Origin of the sequence: Duganella rivi (assembly GCF_009857435.1) — a bacterium.
Lineage (GTDB): Bacteria > Pseudomonadota > Gammaproteobacteria > Burkholderiales > Burkholderiaceae_D > Rugamonas > Rugamonas rivi.
In genome coordinates this window covers 494,641-513,932 of record NZ_WWCK01000004.1, presented here as the reverse complement: position 1 = coordinate 513,932, position 19,292 = coordinate 494,641, and the positions used below count along the sequence as shown (strand labels likewise).

The 19,292-nt window shown below is 62.1% G+C and carries 18 protein-coding genes; 14 read left to right on the top strand and 4 right to left on the bottom strand.

Annotated features, from left to right (window positions below; translation table 11 throughout):
- Window positions 1–14: 14 nt before the first annotated feature.
- Complete coding sequence (locus GTP45_RS14830) at window positions 15–629, top strand: PEP-CTERM sorting domain-containing protein (protein WP_161014900.1); 615 nt, start codon at window positions 15–17, stop codon at window positions 627–629.
- A 108-nt stretch (window positions 630–737) separates the two neighbouring features.
- On the opposite strand, the gene GTP45_RS14825 is transcribed toward GTP45_RS14830, so the two are convergent.
- Window positions 738–1,952 (bottom strand): hypothetical protein, encoded by a 1,215-nt coding sequence (locus GTP45_RS14825; RefSeq protein ID WP_161014635.1) that lies wholly within the window; start codon window positions 1,950–1,952, stop codon window positions 738–740.
- 193 nt (window positions 1,953–2,145) lie between these two features.
- Here GTP45_RS14825 and GTP45_RS14820 point away from each other — a divergent pair, with 193 nt between their 5' ends.
- Window positions 2,146–2,712, top strand: coding sequence for an SET domain-containing protein (locus GTP45_RS14820; protein WP_161014634.1), 567 nt, complete (start codon window positions 2,146–2,148; stop codon window positions 2,710–2,712).
- Here the strand turns inward: GTP45_RS14820 and GTP45_RS14815 are convergent.
- Both GTP45_RS14815 and GTP45_RS14810 read right to left on the bottom strand, forming a co-directional pair.
- Window positions 2,630–5,476: a bifunctional diguanylate cyclase/phosphodiesterase gene (locus GTP45_RS14815; protein WP_161014633.1), complete on the bottom strand. Its 2,847-nt coding sequence runs from the start codon at window positions 5,474–5,476 to the stop codon at window positions 2,630–2,632. The genes GTP45_RS14820 and GTP45_RS14815 overlap by 83 nt on opposite strands.
- Before the next feature lie 125 nt (window positions 5,477–5,601).
- Window positions 5,602–6,345 (bottom strand): fused MFS/spermidine synthase, encoded by a 744-nt coding sequence (locus tag GTP45_RS14810; protein ID WP_229258467.1) that lies wholly within the window; start codon window positions 6,343–6,345, stop codon window positions 5,602–5,604.
- 94 nt (window positions 6,346–6,439) lie between these two features.
- Here GTP45_RS14810 and GTP45_RS14805 point away from each other — a divergent pair, with 94 nt between their 5' ends.
- The 9 genes from GTP45_RS14805 to fdhD all read left to right on the top strand — a co-directional run bounded on the left by GTP45_RS14805 (window position 6,440) and on the right by fdhD (window position 15,528).
- Complete coding sequence (locus tag GTP45_RS14805; protein WP_161014632.1) at window positions 6,440–6,715, top strand: hypothetical protein; 276 nt, start codon at window positions 6,440–6,442, stop codon at window positions 6,713–6,715.
- 28 nt (window positions 6,716–6,743) lie between these two features.
- Complete coding sequence (locus GTP45_RS14800; protein WP_161014631.1) at window positions 6,744–7,907, top strand: GGDEF domain-containing protein; 1,164 nt, start codon at window positions 6,744–6,746, stop codon at window positions 7,905–7,907.
- 57 nt (window positions 7,908–7,964) lie between these two features.
- A complete protein-coding gene (locus GTP45_RS14795; RefSeq protein WP_161014630.1) occupies window positions 7,965–9,419 on the top strand; it encodes a Ppx/GppA phosphatase family protein in 1,455 nt (484 codons plus the stop codon).
- 12 nt (window positions 9,420–9,431) lie between these two features.
- Window positions 9,432–10,217, top strand: coding sequence for a substrate-binding periplasmic protein (locus GTP45_RS14790; protein WP_161014629.1), 786 nt, complete (start codon window positions 9,432–9,434; stop codon window positions 10,215–10,217).
- A gap of 16 nt (window positions 10,218–10,233) precedes the next feature.
- Window positions 10,234–12,879, top strand: a complete 2,646-nt coding sequence (locus tag GTP45_RS14785) for a hybrid sensor histidine kinase/response regulator (RefSeq protein WP_229258466.1) — start codon at window positions 10,234–10,236, stop codon at window positions 12,877–12,879.
- Window positions 12,876–13,250, top strand: a complete 375-nt coding sequence (locus GTP45_RS14780; RefSeq protein WP_161014628.1) for a response regulator — start codon at window positions 12,876–12,878, stop codon at window positions 13,248–13,250. The genes GTP45_RS14785 and GTP45_RS14780 overlap by 4 nt, the downstream gene beginning before the upstream one ends.
- A gap of 38 nt (window positions 13,251–13,288) precedes the next feature.
- Window positions 13,289–13,798 (top strand): hypothetical protein, encoded by a 510-nt coding sequence (locus tag GTP45_RS14775; protein ID WP_161014627.1) that lies wholly within the window; start codon window positions 13,289–13,291, stop codon window positions 13,796–13,798.
- A gap of 99 nt (window positions 13,799–13,897) precedes the next feature.
- Window positions 13,898–14,668 (top strand): GNAT family N-acetyltransferase, encoded by a 771-nt coding sequence (locus tag GTP45_RS14770; RefSeq protein WP_161014626.1) that lies wholly within the window; start codon window positions 13,898–13,900, stop codon window positions 14,666–14,668.
- A 56-nt stretch (window positions 14,669–14,724) separates the two neighbouring features.
- Window positions 14,725–15,528 carry a formate dehydrogenase accessory sulfurtransferase FdhD gene (fdhD, locus tag GTP45_RS14765; RefSeq protein ID WP_161014625.1) on the top strand — a complete coding sequence of 268 codons (804 nt, stop codon included), beginning with the start codon at window positions 14,725–14,727 and terminating at the stop codon, window positions 15,526–15,528.
- A 3-nt stretch (window positions 15,529–15,531) separates the two neighbouring features.
- On the opposite strand, the gene GTP45_RS14760 is transcribed toward fdhD, so the two are convergent.
- Window positions 15,532–17,832, bottom strand: a complete 2,301-nt coding sequence (locus GTP45_RS14760) for an FdhF/YdeP family oxidoreductase (RefSeq protein ID WP_161014624.1) — start codon at window positions 17,830–17,832, stop codon at window positions 15,532–15,534.
- A gap of 58 nt (window positions 17,833–17,890) precedes the next feature.
- On the opposite strand from GTP45_RS14760, the gene GTP45_RS14755 reads away from it, so the two are divergent.
- From GTP45_RS14755 to GTP45_RS14745, 3 genes are all read left to right on the top strand, one after another.
- The gene (locus tag GTP45_RS14755) at window positions 17,891–18,148 is read left to right on the top strand and encodes a helix-turn-helix domain-containing protein (RefSeq protein ID WP_161014623.1); all 258 of its coding nucleotides are present in this window, start codon (window positions 17,891–17,893) and stop codon (window positions 18,146–18,148) included.
- 77 nt (window positions 18,149–18,225) lie between these two features.
- Complete coding sequence (locus tag GTP45_RS14750) at window positions 18,226–18,693, top strand: nuclear transport factor 2 family protein (protein ID WP_161014622.1); 468 nt, start codon at window positions 18,226–18,228, stop codon at window positions 18,691–18,693.
- Window positions 18,694–18,695: 2 nt separating this feature from the next.
- Window positions 18,696–19,256, top strand: a complete 561-nt coding sequence (locus GTP45_RS14745) for a TetR/AcrR family transcriptional regulator (protein WP_161014621.1) — start codon at window positions 18,696–18,698, stop codon at window positions 19,254–19,256.
- Window positions 19,257–19,292: the final 36 nt, after the last annotated feature.

Genomic DNA, 19,292 nt, shown 5'->3' with positions numbered 1-19,292 from the left:
GGGACGAAAATACTATGTCAAAACATCTTGCTGCTGTCGCGCTGGCGTTCGCATCACTGACCACCAATGCCGCCACCATCCACCCGCTGGGCGATCAACTGCCAGTGGGCTTTTCAACGAACAACTACTTCTCTGGTAATGCGCGCGGCTGGGAGTTCACCGCAGGCGTCGCCGGCATCTCGGTCTCGGAACTCGGTATTGCCCCGGTCAGCAGCGGGTCGTACACGGTGAGTTTGTGGGACGTCGCAACCCAGTCGGTGCTCGCCCAGACCACCATCTCGAACGTCAGCGGTGAGCAGTGGAACTGGGCGAACCTGACGACCCCGGTGGCGCTCACCATGGGAGCAAGCTACCTGGTGATGGGCATTGGTAACGATTCAGGCCAGAGCTATTACTATGGCAGCGGTCTGCCGTCATCGTGGTATCCAACCGGCGACATCAACTACACGAGGATGATGTACTGCAACGGCTGTACCGCCAATTCCTATCCGTACGACACCCTGAGCGGCTATCAGTACGGCGTGGTGGATATCGGCTACACGGTCAACGCGGTGCCGGAGCCATCCACTTACGCCATGCTCGGCCTCGGCGCATTGGTAGTGGGTCTGGCCATCCGCAGGAAATCTTAAAATACAGGGACTGGGGAGCCATGCTAGAATTGGTTCATGAATTTCGTAATGGAGGTATTTATGAACACCAAGGTTCCTAGCATCTAATCTAAGCCTTAGCGCCGAGGATCACTTCTTCGGCGCGCCCTCATCTTGGGCTTTTGGCTTCGCCTCAGCATAGGGGCGGTCAATGAACCTGCTTCTTAACAAGTCTTCTTCAAGCGCATTGAAGTCGTTGTCATCCCAGATTTCGCGCCAAGTCCAGATTCCGCTGCTCATTCCTTTTTCCAGTATCCCTAAAGCAGTCTCTTTATCACTGGCCATGCCGCGTTTGCCGAAGCGTTTGGCGAGTGCACACGCGTAGTTGTATTCCCGATCATCATATTTCATCGGATTAAATTTGATCGACTTTTCGGCCCAACGAACTGCGTCGTCCAAAGACTCAGCGCGCATAGAAAAAATGCACAAAGTTGCCACGATGTAGCCAAGTATGCGTTGAATCGCAGCGGTTTGACTTTGATCGCTTGATTGGGCTGATTGAGTGCGTCGCGCCAGGAGCTTTTCTGCGCGCTCGAATAATTCGTGCCCTGCACCCAGGGCCAAGGTGGCTACCCGTTGTAACTCGACCGTGTTCTCGCCTTTAAGCAGATTTTCCACCTCATCAATTTTTATCGACAGTTGATGCATGTCTAAAAGGATCGAGGTGAGCTCCTGCATTTCCCACAGCGAGGACTCCAGGCGAGGGACGACTTCATTTTTTAGTTTTTCGACTTCCGTTAATTTTCTTTCGGACTCTGCCAAATTCTCAAAAAGCCGTGCCTTTGTTTCGGTCCAGCGTTTGTATTCCTGGAAGCCAAAAAAAGTCAGGATCACGGCTATAGCGCTCAGCGCAATGCCGACGACCTTCAGGATTCCCACTAACGACTCTTCGTTAGACTGCGCCGACTTGATGGCGGACTGGGCGGTTGCCGACACTTGTTCGAGATTTGACTTTGCGGAATCGATCGCAGACTGCGCCGTAGCTGAGACTTGTTCAAGATAATTAGATTGAACCACCACGAAGCCTGGCGGGATCGGCGGAAGCGGAGTGTTCGTCGGCGGCGCAGGCGCAGCCTTGGCCGTTGCGCATTGTTTGCATTTTCCGCTTGTCCCATTGTTCTGAACAACGACAACACCTTGTGGGTAGGATACGGCTTGCCCAGAGACCACCGTGCCTGGTTGAGTGTCTTGAGCGACGACTCCAAAACAAACAGTTTGCATTACCATCGCAAACGCCACAGATTTGCAGTTGGCAAAAGTACTTATTTCCACTGTTCTGTTATGCACGGAATCGTCCCGGGTCATCTGGCACTCCCTCTCAAAAGAACGACTTATTTAAAAGTTAAGAATATCATCGCCGAGCCAATTAAAGTAAAAATTTGGCTTGGTATGAATCGCTTAAAGAACTCAGGCGCATCGTTCTTCGATTGAGTGAATCCATTTGAAACCTCGCGAGTGCTGTGGTTTAATCGAACGATCTTTGCTTCCCTCGATTGCCATGTCCGACGCCACTCTTCAGCAAGACCTTCCAGCGTATCGAGTCGAACGCTCTTCCGTGCACGGTAACGGTGTGTTCGCGCAGCGCGATATTGCGCCCGGTGAGCGCATCGTTGAGTATGCAGGCCGTGAAATTACCTGGGACGAAGCCCAGGTGCGGGCCGAGGAGCAGGGCGGGCCGCATAATCACACCTTCTTTTTCAGCCTCGCCAACGGCAATGTGATCGACGGCGGCGACCATGGCAACGAGGCCCGCTTCATCAACCATTCCTGCGAACCGAATTGCGAGGCGATCGAGGAAGAAGACGGCCGCATCTTTATCTACGCCCTGCACGACATCAAGCGGGACGAAGAACTCAGTTATTCCTACCCGCTGATTTACGAGGGCCGCCACACGCCGGCCATCAAGCGCGCGTTTGCCTGCCGCTGCGGTGCGCCCAATTGCACCGGCACCATGCTGGCGCCCAAGCCGCGCAAGCGCAAGCCTAGGCCTGCACCAGCATCGCTTGTAGATTCCGTCCCTGCCGCAGCAGTTGTTCAAAGTCCGCAGCCGGTAGCGGCGGGCTGAAGTAGTAGCCCTGGATCTCGTCGCAGCCATGGCGGCGCAGGTAGTCCAGCTGGCTTTCGGTCTCCACGCCCTCGGCAATCACGCGCAGCTTGAGGTTGTGCGCCAGCGCGATGATGGAGACCACGATGGCCGCCTCGTCGTCTTCCTTGATGTCGCTGACGAAGGAGCGGTCGATTTTCAGCACGTCGATCGGGAAGTGCCGCAGGTAGGAGAAGCTGGAATAGCCGGTGCCGAAGTCGTCTATCGACAGCGCCAGCCCCAGCGCCTTCAGCTTGTGCAGCAATTCCACCGCCTGCGCCACGTCGTGCATGAACAAGCCCTCGGTCAGCTCGATGTCGAGGCAGGCCGGCGGCAGGCCGGTCTCGGCCAGCACCTGCGCGATGGAATGCAATAGCTGCGGCTCGCTGAACTGGCGCGGCGACAAGTTGACGGCGATGCGCAACATGCCATGCCCATCGTCCATCCAGCGGCGGGCCTGGGCGCACGCAGTCCTTAACACCCAGGCGCCGATTTCCACGATCAGCCCAGTCTCTTCAGCCAGCCCGATGAAGCGCTGCGGCGCCACCATGCCCAGTTCCGGGTGCTGCCAGCGCAGCAGCGCTTCCATGCCGACCACGCGGCCCGTCTGCAAGTCCACCTGCGGCTGGTAGTGCAGCACGAATTCCTGCCGCTCCAGCGCGTTGCGCAGCGCGCTTTCGATGCGCAGCCGCTCGCGTGCCTCTTCGTTCATGGCCGGTTCGTAGAACTGGGTGTTGTTGCGGCCCAGTTTCTTGGCGCGGTACATGGCAATGTCCGCATGCTCGATCAGGCGCTGGGCCGAGGTGCCGTCCGCGCCGTACACGGCCACGCCGATCGAGCAGGTGACGAAAAATTCTTTGCCCTCCAGCATGGCCGGCTGGGTCACGGCGCGCATGATGCGCTGGGCGATGTCGCGCGAGGCTTCTTCCGGGTACTCGGTCAGGATGGCAACGAACTCATCGCCCGACAGCCGCGCCACGGTGTCGCTCTCGCGCACGCTGTCCTGCAGGCGCTGGGCCACGGTCTTGAGCAGCTGGTCGCCGGCCTTGTGGCCGAGGCTGTCGTTGACGAACTTGAAGCGGTCGAGGTCGATCAGCATTACCCACAGCGGCTTGCCGCTTCGGTTGGCAAACGCCACGGCCTGCGTCAGCCGGTCTTGCAGCAGCACGCGGTTGGGCAGGCCGGTCAGCACGTCGTGGTGGGCGATGTGCTGGATGCGCTGTTCGGCCAGCTTGCGCTCGGTGATTTCGGTGCCGGTGCCGCGATAGCCTTTGAATTTGCCCTCGCGGTCAAACACCGGCTCGCCGGCGCTGCTGAACCAGTGGGTCTGGCCGTCGGTGCCGGGCTGTGAATATTCCAGATTGCTGAACGGCAGGCGCGCCTCCAGCGTGGCCCGGTGGTCGCGGCCCCAGCGGTTGTTCCACATTTCCGGCTGTAGTTCCCAGCGCGTCTTGCCGATGAATAGCTTGGGATCTTGCTTGCCTTTGTCGAAGAAGCCGCCGGTGATGCTGGTGAAGCGGAATTCCTCATCCTGCTCCCAGTACCAGTCCGACGACAGCGCCAGCAGGCGGCGGAAGCGGTGCTCGCTTTCTTGCAGTGCTTCCTCGGTGCGCTTGCGGGCGGCCACGTCTTCGGCCAGCTTGTCGTTGCTGGCCTGGAGGGCGACGGTGCGCTCATCGACCAGCCGCTGCACGCGCTTGGAGCGGCGCGCCAGCGAGTTGACGAAGGCCGCCGTCAGCAGCGAGAACAGCAGGCCGCCGACCAGCGTCGACAGCGAGCCCAGATGATGCGGCAGGAAGGGGCGCGGCAGCGGCGTCACTTGCACGTGCCACGACTTGCCGGCGGCGCTGAAGGCGCGCACGTAGGGCTCGCGGTAGTCGAAGGCCAGCCAGCGTTGCAGCGGGCGCGGCGCCGGCGCCTCGGTGGCGGGCTGGCCGCGCGTGTAGACCAGGTTGGCCGGGCGGATGTCGTCGCCGATGTAGACCTGCACCATCAGTTCGCGGTCATTGAGCAAGTCGGCCGCCAGCAGGATTTTCTGGATCAGGTCGGCCGAGCGGATCACCGCGCTGGTATTGCCCAGCCATGCGGCGCGCCGCTGCGCGGCCGTGCCCAGTTCGGCGCCGGGACGGTAGACCGGCATCATCATCACGAAACCTTGTTGCACGGCCCGTTCCTGCTCCAGCCGCATCAGCGCGGTGGTGCGCGGCTGGCCGCTGTCCACCGCTTCGGCGACGATGCGGGCCATGGCCGGCAGCGAGGCCACGTCCAGGCCGAAGGCAGCCTCGTTGCCTTCCAGCGGTTCCAGGTAGTCGACAATGATGTGCTGCGGACGCGGCGTCAGCGGCTGCTGGCCGCTGTCGTGCAGAAAGTAGCCGGGATAGCGCAGCCTGACCTCGGCCTCGTGGCGGCGCGCGCTGGCCGTGTCCATCACGCGGTGGAAATTGAAAGCTTGGACGAATGGGTAACGCTCCAGCAGCGGCTGGGTGAAACCGGCAAACTGCTCGCGGTTGACCACGCCCACCGACTTGAACAGGCCGTTGATGATGGTGACCAGCTCCAGCGTATCGTCGAGGCCGCGGCGGATCGCCGCCGCGCGCATGTGGCCGCGCTGCTGGAAGCTCAGCTCCATCTTGCTGTATTCCAGCGCGCTCACGGCCACGAACAGCAAGCCGGTCACGGCGAGGCCTGTCATCAGGGTCAGGATGGCCGCCAGCGATATCCGGGATGACTTGCGGGAGGACGACATGACGCGCTTTCCGGGACGGTGTGTGGCAGGGCGCGGGCGGGGCTAGGGGCCGCAGGGATGCTAGCTAGTGTGTCACAAAACATGCCTGCGGGACAGACTTGGTGTTAAATAACCACGCTCCAGGCTCAGGCCCATCTCAGCTTGAGCACGATCCAGTGCGCCAGCAAGCGGTTCAGCAGCGGCAGCGCCAGCCCGCCGGTGCGCGCCACTTTCTGCTGCATGGCCAGCGCCGGCGATGGCGCGCCGCCCTTCACCGCGAACAGGATGCGGTTGTTGCCGGCGATGCCGTTGAACCAGCAGATGCGGCCCTGGAACGCTTGCCGCAGGCGGCGCAGCATGGCGCTGTAGTTGGGATCGTAGCTGAAGATGTTGGACACCATCACGCCGCCGGGACGCAGGGCGCGGCGGCAATCGGCGTAGAAGGCGGCGCTGCCTAAGGCCGGCGGCAAGCCCTCGGCGTCGAAGCCGTCCACCAGCAGCACATCGGCGCTGTTGTCGAGCTTGCTCATGTAGTCGACCGCGTCGGCCTCGATCACGCGGAAGCGGGCGTTGTCGCGCGGGATGGCGAATTGCTCGCGCAGGGCGATCACGTCCGGGTTCAATTCCAGCACCGTGATGCGGCAGTGCGGCAAATAGCGGTAGCAGAACTTGGCCAGCGAGCCGCCGCCCAGCCCGACCATGACAATGTGCTCGGGGCGTGGATGGAACAGCACAAAGCACATCATGGCGCGCACATAGCTGAGCACGAGGTCGTCCGGGCGCGACAGGCGCATCTCGCTTTGCACCATGCCGGGCTGGAACTCCAGCAGGCGCTTGTCGCCGTGGGTGCGTACCTGGGGTCGATGCGTGGGCTTGGTGGGCTGCGTCAAGTTGTGTTGTATTGTGGATTTACGTAGGGAATCATAGTAGCATGGCGTTAGCACAGGCCAGCCCCTCCGGCGGCCAACTTGGAGAGAGATAACGATGTTTTTAGACCACCCTACGCTTACCGCCACCAACAGCTTTACCGAGCCTGACCGTCTGGAGCGCCTGACCCGCGTCTATGGCTACGTGGCGGCCTTGGCTGATCTGGCCGGCAAGCAAAGCTTTATCGAGAAAGTCAGCCAGCTGCATGACCACAAGGGCACGCTGATCGTGTTCTGGCACGACAGCCCGACCGAGGACGAAAAAGCCTTCTTTACCCAGGCCTGGGCCAGCAAGATGGGCGACGGCAGCAACAACGTGGAACACGAGGTCTGAGGCCAGGGGCTGACATCGGGCTGCGCTCATGGATATAAAAACCTTGCTGTTGGCGCTGGCGCTGGGCAACTTGAGCCTGTGCGCGGCGCTGTTCTTTTTTGATGCCGAGGCCCGCCGCTGCGGCCAGGGCTCCCGCCTCCACGCCACCTGGGCGTGGGCCAAGCAATGCCAGGCCGTGGCCTGGGGCTTGTTGTATTGCCGCGGCGTGCTGCCCGATTTCCTGACCATCCCATTTGCCAACGCCGTGCTGTTTGCCGGCTTTGCGCTCGATGCTTCCGCGCTGTGGGAGCAGGCCGGCCGCCGGGTGTGGCGCAAGTATCTGCTGCCGGCGCTGGGCGCCTTCATAGGCGTGTACACCGGCGCTTGGCTGTTGCAGCTGCCGGCCGGCGGCCGCATTGCGATTGCGTCGGTGGCGGCAGGCTTCTTCTTCCTGTCCGGCGCGGCTGCGCTGGGACGCGGCTGGCGCAACGGCACGCTGTTGCGGCGCTACATCGTGGTGCTGATGGTGGTGCTCAGCGTCGCCGTGGTGGCGCGCGGCCTGTGGTCGCTGTTGCCGGAAGGCGTCAGTGGCGTCAGCATGCTGGTAGTGCAGGGCGCAGGCGTCGGCGCGCTGTATTTGATGATGCTGGGCAATGCTTTTGGCTATCTGCTGCTGGCGCGCGAGCAGGCGCAAGGCGAGCTGGCGCGGCTGGAAGTGGTCGATCCGCTGACCGATGTGCCGAACCGGCGCGGCTTCTATCAAGCGCTGACGCCGTGGATTGCGCTGGCGCGCCGTCCCGGCATGCCGACGTCGCTGATTGTGCTGAATCTCGATCAATTCAAGCGGGTCAACGACAGCTACGGCCATCCGGCCGGCGACATGGTGCTGAAGGCCATGGTCGATGTCTGCAAAAAGCAGTTGCGCGATTCCGACCAGATGGGCCGCCTGGGCGGCGCCGAATTCGCGATTCTGCTGCCGCGCACTTCGCTGGAAGATGCGGCCATGGTGGCGGAGCGTATCCGCCAGGCCGTGGCGGCGTTGCCGGTGAAGGCGGAGAAGGCCATCATCAATATGACGGCAAGCCTGGGCGTGACGATCATCCGCGCCGAGGACAGCACCGTGAGCCTGTTCAAGCGCGCCGATGAGGCGCTGCAAGCGGCCAAGCAGGCGGGCCGCAATCGCGTGGCGGAGGCGGAAGTCATCAGGCTGTAACAAATCAGGCATATCTTGCTTATAATGGTGTAAATCGTTTAGTCAGATTCCAAGAATATGTATGCAGCCGTAGACCTCGGGTCAAATAGTTTTCGTCTCCACATCGGCAAGCATGATGGCGAGGCCATACGCGTTTTAAAAAGCATGCGCGAGCCGATACGGCTTGCCGCAGGGCTGGACAAGGACGGCTATCTCACGCCGGCCGCCATGCAGGCGGCGCTCAACTGCCTGAAGAACTTCCGCGCCGTGCTGGCCGGGTACAAGCTCGATGCGGTGCGCGTGGTCGCTACCTCCGCCATGCGCGTGGCGCGCAATTCCACCGCCTTCTTGCCGGAGGCCGAGCAAGCCATCGGCTACCCGATCGAGATCATCTCCGGCGAGGAGGAGGGCCGCTTGATCTACATGGGCGTGGCGCATGCGGTCAACCTGCCCGGCGAGCGCCGGCTGGTGATCGATATCGGCGGCGGCTCCACCGAGTTGATTCTCGGGCGCGGGCAGGAGATTGAAAAAGTCGAGTCGTTCAGCGTCGGCACGGTCAAGCAAAGCCTGTCGTTCTTTATCGGCGGGCGAGTCGATGCGCCGTCGTTCGAGGCGGCCATCCTGTCGGCGCGCAGCCATTTTGAAGACGCCGCGCCGCCATACCTGCCGCAATACTGGAAGCAGTGCTATGGCTCCTCCGGCACCGCGCGTACGATTGCCGACATCATCATCAAGAACGGGCTGGGACGCGAAGTCAATGCAGAGACGCTGGACGCGCTCAAGCAGCGCTTCATCGACTGCGGCCATATCAGCAAGATCGATCTTCCGGGCTTGAAGCCGGATCGCGCCGGCACCATCATCGGCGGGCTGGCGATTTTGATTGGCCTGGTGCGCGAATTGGGCATCCCGGTGGTGCAGCCGATCGAGGCAGGCCTGCGCATGGGCGTGATGTGGGACTTGCACCTGCGCTCGACCAAGCGTGACCGCCGCGAGCAATCGGTGCAAGCGTGCGTGCAGCGCTTCCACGTCGACGAGCGCCGCGCCAACCGCGTGGCCGATGACGCGGCGGCGCTGTATGCGCAAACCAAGCCGTCGTCCGATCAGTACAGCCGCCACCTGTATTGGAGCGCGCTGCTGCACGAGATGGGCATGGTGGTATCGCACACCGGCTATCACAAGCACGCCGCCTACATCATCGAAAACGCCGACCTGCCGGGCTTCACGGCGCGCGAACAGCGCACCATGAGCCGCCTGATCGTGGCGCACAAAGGCAATCTGCGCAAGGTGGCGGAGGTGCTGGCCGATCCTGATTTTGCCAAGGCGATTGTGGCGCTGCGGCTGGCGGTGCTGTTCATGCACTCGCGGATCGATATCGACTTCACGCAGATTAAGTTGCGCTTCAAGAGCCGCATCGAGCTGGAGATCCGGCGCGAGTGGGTAGCCGAGCATCCGACCTTGTCCTACTGGCTGGAGAAGGAACAGGAACAGTGGGATGAAGTCGGTGTAGACTTCACCATCCGAACCAGCGGCTAAGCGGGAGACGCCATGATCGACAGGACGAAAAGCTATTGCGCTTGCATGTTGCTAGTCCTGTCCTTGCCCTTCTCTGTGACTGCTGGTGCTGCGCCCAAAGAAACCGTTAAGCTGTGCTACGAAGCGCAAGACGTACTGCCTTGGCGCACCGAGAAGGGCGGCGGTCTCAATTTCGAGCTGCTTAAGCTGGTGGAGCAGCGGCTCAATATCCATTTCGATTTTCAAAGTATTCCGTGGAAGCGTTGCCTGGCGCAGTTGAAGGCTAACGCGGTGGACGGCGCTTTCGCCGTCAGCTACAAGCCGGATCGGCGTGAGCTTGGTGAATATCCGGGCGGCGAAAACGTCGACGCCAGCAAGCGTATGCACACCGATACCTACGTGGTCTTGCGCCGCAAGGGCAGCAAGGTGGAGTGGGATGGTAAGCACTTCAGCAATCTCGACGGCGCCGTCGGTTTCCAGCTGGGCTACTCGGTGGGCGATGTTCTGCGCGCACAGAACCTGGAAGTGGACGAGGGCAGCCAGCGCGCCGATGAACTGGTGCGCAAGCTGATTGCCGGCCGCCTGGCGGCAGCAGCGGTGGGCGGCAGCGACGCCGCCGGTTTGATGCGCGGCCCGCTGGCGCCGCAGCTGGAGCAGCTGCCGATACCGATCATCGAGAAGCCGTACTTCTTGATTCTGTCGCACGCGCTGGTGGCGTCCAAGCCGCAACTGGCGGCGCGCATCTGGAGCGCGGTGGAGCAAGCCCGCAACAGCGCCGCCTACAAGAAACTGGTGCAAGCCGAAGGAGCCCGTCATTGACACGCGGGACAAGCCGTTGAGCGACGGCGGCGGCCCGTTCGCGCAACTGCGGCTGGCCTGGCGGCGCAATATCCTGCTGCGGCTGGGCTTTGGCATTTTCCTCGCGGTGGCGATTTCCACCGCCATCTACACCACTTACGTGATGCGCACCTTGCGCAGCGAGGCCGAACAGAATCTACGCGAACGCGCCGAGCGGCTGGCGGCGGTGCTGTCGCAAGCCTTGGCGCGGCCACTGTTCGACATCAATAGCGCGGCGGTATCGAGCGTGGTCGATGCATCGGGCGCCACGCCGGAGGTGCTGGTGCTGCGCGTGCTCGGGCCGAATGGCGCGGAGCTGGCCAGTTATGTGTCGCCGATGAAGGTGCCGGTATCGTCGATCCACGTGCGGCGCGAGATCCAGTTCAGTGATGCGCGCCGTAGCTATCCGGTCGGCTCGATCGATCTCGCGTATTCGCGCCAGCAGATGGATGCGGACTTGCAGCGGCAGATCGTCAACACGGTGGCGGCCAATCTGCTGCTGGCGCTGGGGATCGTGCTGTCGATCTTTATCGTGGGCCGGCGCGCGGCGCGGCCGTTTGCCGATATCCGCATAGGCCTGGAAAAGCTGACGCGCGGCGAGACCGACATCAAGCTGTCCGGCGTGGGGCGTGCCGACCAGGTGGGGCGGCTGTCGGACGCGGTGCTGCGCTTCCGCGATACGCTGACGCGCCTGCGCGATGCCGAGCGTGAGCTGCGCGATCTCAACGCGGAGCTGGAGCAGCGTATCAGCATCCGCACGGCGGAGCTGACCCGCACCACGCAGCAGGCGCGCGATAGCCAGGCCAAGCTGCAAACCATCGTGGATACTGCGCTCGACGCGGTGGTGCGCATGGATCTCGATGGCCGCATCGTTGGCTGGAACCGGCAGGCGGAGGTCATCTTCGGCTGGCCGCGCGAGGAGGCGCTGGGGCTGGAGCTGGACAAGACCATCATCCCGCCGCGCTTCCGTTACGAGCACAAGCGCGGCATGCAGCGCTACATGAGCGGCGGCAGCAGCGGCGTGCTTGATACCCGCATCGAGGTGTACGCCTTGCGCCGCAACGGCGAGGAATTCCCGATCGAGCTGGCGATAACGCAAGTGAAGATCGAGGAGCGCGATAGTTTCGAGTTCTGCGCCTTTATCCGCGATATCAGCGAACGGCGGGAGCGTGAACAAAAACTGGTCAACGCCAACGTGATGGCGGAGGCGGCCAACATCGCCAAGTCGGAATTCCTGGCCAATATGAGCCACGAAATCCGCACGCCGATGAGTGCCGTGATCGGCATGGCTTACCTCGCGCTGCGCACCGAGATGACGCCCAAGCAGCACGACTACATCAGCAAGATCCACCGCGCGGCCTTGACGCTGCTGGGCATCATCAACGACATCCTCGATTTTTCCAAGATCGAAGCAGGGCGCTTGGAGGTTGAGGCGATTCCGTTTTCGCTGGAAGATGTGCTGGTCAACGTGAATAGCGTAACGGCGCAGCGCGCGGCCGACAAACGGCTGACTTATGTGATCGGCGTTGCGCCTGAAGTGCCGCGCTACCTGGTTGGTGATCCGCTGCGACTGGGGCAGGTGCTGATTAATCTGGTGAACAACGCCGTCAAGTTTACGCTGGAAGGCAAGCTGGAACTGCGCTGTGAGCTGCATAAGCAGCGCGAAGACAAGGTGATCTTGCGCTTCACAGTCAGCGACACCGGCATCGGCATGACGCCGCAGCAGAAATCGCGCTTGTTCCGCGCTTTCAGCCAAGCCAATGGTTCGACTACCCGGCAGTATGGCGGCACCGGGCTGGGGCTGTCGATCTCGCAGCAGCTGGTGCGGCTGATGGGCGGCGATATTGAGGTGGAGAGTGAAGTGGATCAGGGCTCCACCTTCCAGTTTGATTTGCCGTTTGCCTTGTCGGATGCGGCGGCGCTGGCGGTGCAGATGGCGGTGCATAACGGCCCGGCGGGCGATCTGCAGCTGGCGGCGTCGCCGCGCCGCACGGCGCGCGTGCTGCTGGCCGAGGATAGCGCCGATAATCAAGACGTCACGCGCGCGTTGCTGGAATTGCAGGGGCTGGACGTGGAGGTGGTGAGCAATGGCAGCGAGGCGGTGTCACGCTTGCTGGAAGCGGGGCCGCGCGCTTATGACCTGGTGCTGATGGATCTCGGCATGCCGGTGATGGATGGCCACGAGGCGACCCGCTTGCTGCGCGTGGATAGCCGCTTTAACGAGCTTCCCATCATCGCCGTGACCTCGAACGCGCTGGCTGGCATGCAGGCGCGCTGCATCGAGGAGGGCATGCAGGACTACCTCACCAAGCCTATCGACCCGCAGCGCCTGTATAGCGTGTTGTCGCGCTGGCTCGGCATATCGATGAAAGTGATTCCACCGGTGCCGCCGCTGCCGGAATATGGCGAGGATGCCACGGCCGCCAGCGCGGCCGACGTGCAGAAAACCTTGCTGGACTTGGCCGCGCTGCTGGCGGAGTTCAGCGGCGAGAGCATGGACTATTTCGAGCGCGCGCAGGCGAGTTTGGCGACCGTGCTATCGCCGTCGGAAATGGCGCGGCTCAATCATCACATGGAGCAGTATGAGTTTGAGGCGGCCGGCAAGCTGCTGGCCGAGGCTATTAAAAAACTGGAGACATCATGAACAATAATAATCGCGCGACTGTGCTGATTGTGGACGATACGCCGGACAACATCACCTTGCTGTCCAGCCTATTGAAGGACAAGTATCACACCAAGGTGGCGACCAGCGGGGCGACGGCCCTGCAGATCGTGGCCTCGTCCAAGGTGGACTTGATCCTGCTCGACATCATGATGCCGGATGTGGATGGCATTGAAACCTGCCGCCGGCTAAAAGCCGATCCTGCCAGCGCAGGGATTCCGGTGGTTTTCTTGACGGCGAAAAGCCAGCAGGAAGACGAAGCGCTGGGCCGCAGCGTGGGCGCGGTAGACTTCTTGCGCAAGCCGGTGAATCCAGATCAATTGTTCACGCGCGTGGCTGCGCATCTGAAATGATATATACTGTTTATATTGTTGACTAAATTGGAGTAAGCATGGCCACCAAAGCAGCCCCGAAAACCGCCGTAACCAAGACCGCCGCCAAGCCGGCAGCCGCCAAGCCGGCGCCAAAAGCTGTTGTGAAACCTGCAGCAAAACCAGCCGTGAAAGCCGCCGCCAAACCAGTGGCCGCAAAGCCAGCCGCCGCAAAGCCGGCACCGAAAGCTGCGGCCAAGCCGGCACCGAAGGCTGCGGCCAAGCCGGAACCGAAGGCTGCGCCGAAAGCCGCCGCCAAGCCGAAAGCCGCTGCCAAGCCAGCCGCGCCAGAAGTGAAAGTCAAAGCCGTCAAGGAAAAACTGGTACGCGACAGCTTCACCATGCCGGAAGCCGAATACGCAGTACTGGGCCAGGTAAAGAAAACCGCGCTGAAAGCCGGCTTCGAAGTGAAAAAGAGCGAACTGCTGCGCGTCGGCGTGGCGCTGATCTCGCAAATCGACCTGGCCACTTTGAAAAAAGTGCTGGCCAGCCTGCCGCAGTTGAAAACCGGCCGTCCTAAAAAAGCCTGATTTAAAAACAACATGTCATGAAAATGACATTCAGTTGTCATTTTCTTGAAAAATTCGCTGGTTACGCTTGCTTCGTCTTCCACACAACAGGGATGAAGCATGCAAACCTCGATCATACAAGCGGACGTCCGAGCAGCGTCTGGCAAGCTGGTACTCAGTATGGCAAGCACGCCGGAAGAACTGCGCGAAGTGCAGCGCTTGCGCTACAAGGTCTTTATCGAAACCATGGGTCTGAGCGCGCTGCAAAACGCCGACGGCCTCGATAGCGATGAATTCGACGAACATTGCGATCACCTGATCGTGCGCGACGCCGACAGCCTGATGGTGGTCGGCACCTACCGCCTGCTGAGCGCCAACCGCGCCCGCAAGCTGGGTCGCTTGTACTCGGAAGGCGAGTTTGACCTGGGCCGCTTGAATAACATCCGCAGCCGCATCGTGGAAGCGGGCCGCGCTTGCATCCATCCTGATTATCGCGGCGGCAGCGTGATCATGCTGCTGTGGTCTGGCCTGGCCGAGTATATGCGCCGTGAGAACGCCGAGTTCCTGGTTGGCTGCGCGAGCATCTCGCTGGCCGATGGCGGTCACAATGCGGTGGCCGTGTACCAGCAACTGGCGGCCAAGAACCTGGCGCCGATCGAATACCGCGTCACGCCGCACCTGCCGTTCCCGTTCTCCAAGCTGGAAGCGTCGCAAAAGCCGCAAGTGCCTGCGCTGTTGAAAGGCTATATGCGCTCGGGTGCGTGGATTTGCGGCGAGCCGGCATGGGATCCTGATTTCGAATCGGCCGACCTGTTCCTGCTGATGCCTTTGGCGAACCTGGATACACGCTACGCCCGTCACTACGGCGTCGGCGAGCAGCAAGCTGCCTGACGAGGTTTTCCAGCCCCGTGTAGAATAAGCCGTTGTGCTAATTCTGCGGGGCTGTGATGAAGTTGGATTTAGAGTCGGATAAAACGGGCTACCAAGAACGCCCGGTAACGCGCCATCGCGGCGCGGACGCCGCTCGCACCACCGACCGCGTGATCGAAGAAGTACCGGTTGCGCTGGTTTTCAATGGCATCTCGCATGCCGTCATGATGGTTACCCCGCGCGACCTCCAGCCGTTTGCTATGGGCTTTGCCCTGACCGAAGGATTAGTCTCCCAGGCTTCCGACGTGTTTGACATTGAAGTGCGCGAGCATGCGCGCAGCTTCGAGATCGACATCACCATCGCCACGCAGGAATTCGTGCAGCTCAAGCAGCAGCGCCGTTCGATGGCGGGGCGCAGCGGTTGCGGCGTGTGCGGGATCGAGAGTTTGGAGTCGCTGGACTTGCAGCCGGAGCGCATCGAGGCCGCGCCACTGGCCGGCCCGCTTCAGCCGGCCATTGCGCGCGCGGCGTCGGAACTGGGAGCGCATCAAGATTTACAGCGCGCCACTGGCGGCGTGCACGCGGCGGCGTGGTGCAGCGCCGATGGCGCGGTGCTGCGCGTATGCGAAGATGTTGGCCGCCACAACGCGCTCGATAAACTGATCGGCCACCTGGCCTTGGACGGGGTGAACATGCAAGAAGGCTTCGTCTTCATGTCCAGCCGCGCAAGCTACGAGCTAGTGCGCAAAGCCGCCCGCATGAACATCCCGATGTTGGCAACCATCTCCGCACCCAGTACCCTCGCCATCGACATCGCCACCGAGGCCGGCATCAAGCTAGTCAGCTTCTGCCGCCAAGACGGCTGCGTTGAATACACCTGACACTTAGGCTGAGCGCTCCAGCAGTACCGGAATGGACTTGGAGGTGGGGGTGCCGGCGCCGTCGGCGGTGCTGTGCAAGGGCACCAAGCCGTTGGTCTCGGGGAAGTAGGCGCCCAGGCAGCCGCGCGGGATGTCATAGGCGACTAGCAGGAAGCGCTCGGCGCGGCGGGTCACGTCGTCTTCCCAGACGCTGATCATGTCGACGTATTCGCCATCTTTTAAGCCCAGCATCGCCAAGTCTTCTTTGTTGATGAAGACCACGCGGCGCAGGCCGAACACGCCGCGATAGCGGTCATCAAGCCCGTAGATGGTGGTGTTGTACTGGTCGTGCGAACGGGCGGTCATCAACACCATCAGGCGCTCGCCGTGCTTGGCGCGGGCGCGCTGGATCGGGGTGTCCAGATCCACGGCGTGCGGCACGAACTGGGCACGGCCGCTCGGCGTGCGCCATTCGCGTTCGCGTGACGCCACACGCAAGTGGAAACCGCCCGGATGCGATACCCGCGCGTTGAAGTCGTGGAAGTCGTCGAAGACTTTTTCGATCATTTCGCGGATGCTCGCATAATCGGCGGCGGCGCCCAGCCAATCAACCTTATCGCTACCCAGCGTCGCATGCGCCAGCCGCGCGACTATCGCGGTCTCCGACAGCAAGTTGTCCGAGGCCGGCTTGTTCATGCCGTAGGACAGGTGCACCATGCTCATCGAATCTTCCACCGTCACGCCCTGCGGCACGCCGCGTTGCAGGTCGATCTCGGTTCGGCCCAGGGTCGGCAGGATCAGCGCGTCCTTGCCCATCACGAGGTGGCTGCGATTCAGCTTGGTGGCGATGTGCACGGTCAGCGCGCACTTGCGCAGCCCCGCGAAGGTGAGGGGCGTGTCCGGCGTGGCCATGGCAAAATTCCCACCCAGGCCGATGAAGACTTTGACGCGGCCATCGAGCATGGCCTGGATGCTGTCGACCGTGTCCAGCCCATGCTCGCGCGGCGGCTCAAAATTGAATACTTTTTGCAGGCGGTCGAGGAAGGCCTTGGTCGGCTTTTCTTCGATGCCCATGGTGCGGTCGCCCTGCACATTGGAGTGGCCGCGCACCGGGCACAAGCCCGCACCGAGGCGGCCGATCTGCCCGCGCATCATCATCAGGTTGGACAGCATCTGGATGGTCTTGAGCGCGCCCTTGTGCTGGGTCAGGCCCATGCCCCAGGTGCTGATGACGTTTTTGCCCTTGATGTAGATGTCGGTCAGCTGCTCGATCTGCGCGCGCGGTACGCCGGATTCTTGCAGTAGCACGTCCCAGCTTTCGGCGCGCAGATCCTGTTCAAATGCCGCGTAGCCGCTGGTGTGGCGCGCGATGAATTCGCGATCCAGCAGGCTTTCACGGCCTGCGGCCAGCGCCTCGTCGTCGCGCTCCACCAGCCGCTTGGCCATGGCCTTGACCAGCGCAAAGTCGCCCGCCAGTTTCGGCTGGATGAAAAGGTTGCTGATGGTGGTGCTGGAACCAATCAGCATTTCCATGGCGTGCGCCGGACTGGTGAAGCGCTCCAGCCCGCGCTCGCGCAGCGGATTGATGGAGACGATGGTGGCGCCGCGCCGCGCCGCATCGCGCAGTTCGTTCATCATGCGCGGGTGGTTGGTGGCCGGGTTCTGGCCGAAGATCAGCAGGGTGTCGGTATGCTCGAAATCCTCCAGGGTGACGGTGCCCTTGCCGATGCCAACGGTGCCCGGCAAGCCGCGGCTGGTCGGCTCGTGGCACATATTCGAGCAGTCCGGGAAGTTGTTGGTGCCGTACATGCGCACGAACAGCTGGAACAGGAACGCCGCCTCGTTGCCGGTGCGGCCGGAGGTGTAGAAGGTGGCTTGATCCGGGTCGGGCAGGGCCTTCAGGTGGCGCGCCATCAGCGCGAAGGCGTCGTCCCACGCGATCAGCGTGTACTTGTCGCTGGCGGCATCGTAGACCATGGGATCGGTCAGGCGGCCGTGCTGTTCCAGTTCGTAATCCGACTGCGCCAGCAGTTCGGTGACGGTGTGGGCGGCAAAGAAGGCCGGCGTCACGCGCTTGCTGGTGGCCTCGGCCGCCACCGCCTTGACGCCGTTCTCGCAAAACTCAAAGGTGGACGCGTGCTCGCGATCCGGCCACGCGCAGCCGGGGCAGTCGAAACCATCGGGCTGGTTTTGCTTGAGCAGGGTCTTGTAATTGCCGCCGGCGACGCGCTCGCGCACGAGGTTGATGGCCACTTGCTTCAACGCCCCCCAGCCTGCAGCAGGATGGGTGTAAGGTTCGATATGGCCTGCGGGCTTTTTGTTCATGTTGCGATCCGGTAATATTTGCAGCGAGTATATTGCATTTTAAGTAAAGAGACTACGCATGGATGATCAAGTGATGGCCGCGCTGGCTGGCGTGCTGGAGGCGCTGCGGCGCATCGAGGCCGAGTGGCCGGACAAGCCGTGCTCGCTCGCCAAGCTCAGCAAGCAGGCCCAGCGGCCGATGAGCGTGCTGCGGCGCCAGCTGACCATGCTGGAGGAGGCCGGTCTGGTCACGCTGGCGCTGGAGGACGGCGGCGTCGCCGGTACAGTTCAGTTTAGTCCGGCCGGCCGCCAGCTGGCCGCCGACATCTTCAATTAAAAATTTTTCTTGCATCTTGCCTGATCGCAGTTTAAAGTGATTGTACCGTTTGGTACAACTTAAAGGAAGCCACCATCATGTCCCGTCCTCCACTCCCGCCGTTCACCCTTGAAACCGCCGCCCAAAAAGTCCGTGCCGCCGAAGACGGCTGGAACAGCCGCAATCCCGAGAAGGTCTCGCTGGCCTACACGGAAGACTGCGCCTGGCGCAACCGCGGCGAATTCGTCACCGGCCGCGCCGAGATCGTCGGCCTGCTGCAGCGCAAATGGACGCGCGAACTGGAATACCGTCTGATCAAGGAATTGTGGGCGCACGACGGCAACCGCATTGCAGTCCGCTTCGCCTACGAATACCATGACGATTCCGGCCAGTGGTATCGCGCTTACGGCAACGAAAACTGGGAGTTCGCAGCAGACGGCTTGATGCAGCGCCGCCTCGCCAGCATCAACGAGCACCCGATCGCCGCCTCCGAGCGCAAGTTCCACTGGGATATCAATGCACCGCGCCCGGCCGATCATCCCGGCCTGAGCGATTTTGGATTCTAAACATGCCACGAGTGATGGGAGACCGCAGCGACGCCGTACCGCTGCTGGCCGAAGTATTTCGCACCTACGGTTTTGAAGGCGCCAGCCTGGCGCGGATCACCGAGGGCACCGGCCTCGGCAAAGGCAGCATCTACAACTTTTTCCCCGGCGGGAAAGAGGAGATGGCCGAGGCCGTGTTGAACGAAATCGACGGCTGGTTCCGCGACCAGGTGTTCCAGCCGCTGCGTTCCACCGTCGACGCGCGGCAGGGCGTGGCCGATATGTTCAAGGCGGTCGGCCGCTATTTCCTGTCCGGCCGCAAGGTGTGCCTGGTCGGCGTGTTTGCGCTCGGCCACGAGCGCGACCGCTTTGCGGAGAAGGTGCAGTCTTATTTCGCCGAATGGGTGCAGGCGCTGGCCGCAGCGCTGCAACGCGGCGGCCGCGACCACGCTAGCGCGCTGGCCGAGGCTGAAGATGTGGTCGGCGGCATCCAGGGCGCGCTGGTGCTGGCGCGCGCCGCCAACGAGCCGGAGCTGTTCATGCGGGCGCTGGAAAGAATGCAGCAGCGCTTGACTATCGTGTGAACTCATCGGCGGGCACGCGGTCTAACCATGTTTAAT

Bases quoted from the DNA above. Each gene is read 5' to 3' on its own strand.
- GTP45_RS14830 (WP_161014900.1), top strand. From the start codon at position 15: ATGTCAAAACATCTTGCTGCTGTCGCGCTGGCGTTCGCATCACTGACC.
- GTP45_RS14825 (WP_161014635.1), bottom strand. From the start codon at position 1,952: ATGACCCGGGACGATTCCGTGCATAACAGAACAGTGGAAATAAGTACT.
- GTP45_RS14820 (WP_161014634.1), top strand. From the start codon at position 2,146: ATGTCCGACGCCACTCTTCAGCAAGACCTTCCAGCGTATCGAGTCGAA.
- GTP45_RS14815 (WP_161014633.1), bottom strand. From the start codon at position 5,476: ATGTCGTCCTCCCGCAAGTCATCCCGGATATCGCTGGCGGCCATCCTG.
- GTP45_RS14805 (WP_161014632.1), top strand. From the start codon at position 6,440: ATGTTTTTAGACCACCCTACGCTTACCGCCACCAACAGCTTTACCGAG.
- GTP45_RS14800 (WP_161014631.1), top strand. From the start codon at position 6,744: ATGGATATAAAAACCTTGCTGTTGGCGCTGGCGCTGGGCAACTTGAGC.
- GTP45_RS14795 (WP_161014630.1), top strand. From the start codon at position 7,965: ATGTATGCAGCCGTAGACCTCGGGTCAAATAGTTTTCGTCTCCACATC.
- GTP45_RS14790 (WP_161014629.1), top strand. From the start codon at position 9,432: ATGATCGACAGGACGAAAAGCTATTGCGCTTGCATGTTGCTAGTCCTG.
- GTP45_RS14780 (WP_161014628.1), top strand. From the start codon at position 12,876: ATGAACAATAATAATCGCGCGACTGTGCTGATTGTGGACGATACGCCG.
- GTP45_RS14775 (WP_161014627.1), top strand. From the start codon at position 13,289: ATGGCCACCAAAGCAGCCCCGAAAACCGCCGTAACCAAGACCGCCGCC.
- GTP45_RS14770 (WP_161014626.1), top strand. From the start codon at position 13,898: ATGCAAACCTCGATCATACAAGCGGACGTCCGAGCAGCGTCTGGCAAG.
- fdhD (WP_161014625.1), top strand. From the start codon at position 14,725: ATGAAGTTGGATTTAGAGTCGGATAAAACGGGCTACCAAGAACGCCCG.
- GTP45_RS14760 (WP_161014624.1), bottom strand. From the start codon at position 17,832: ATGAACAAAAAGCCCGCAGGCCATATCGAACCTTACACCCATCCTGCT.
- GTP45_RS14755 (WP_161014623.1), top strand. From the start codon at position 17,891: ATGGATGATCAAGTGATGGCCGCGCTGGCTGGCGTGCTGGAGGCGCTG.
- GTP45_RS14750 (WP_161014622.1), top strand. From the start codon at position 18,226: ATGTCCCGTCCTCCACTCCCGCCGTTCACCCTTGAAACCGCCGCCCAA.
- GTP45_RS14745 (WP_161014621.1), top strand. From the start codon at position 18,696: ATGCCACGAGTGATGGGAGACCGCAGCGACGCCGTACCGCTGCTGGCC.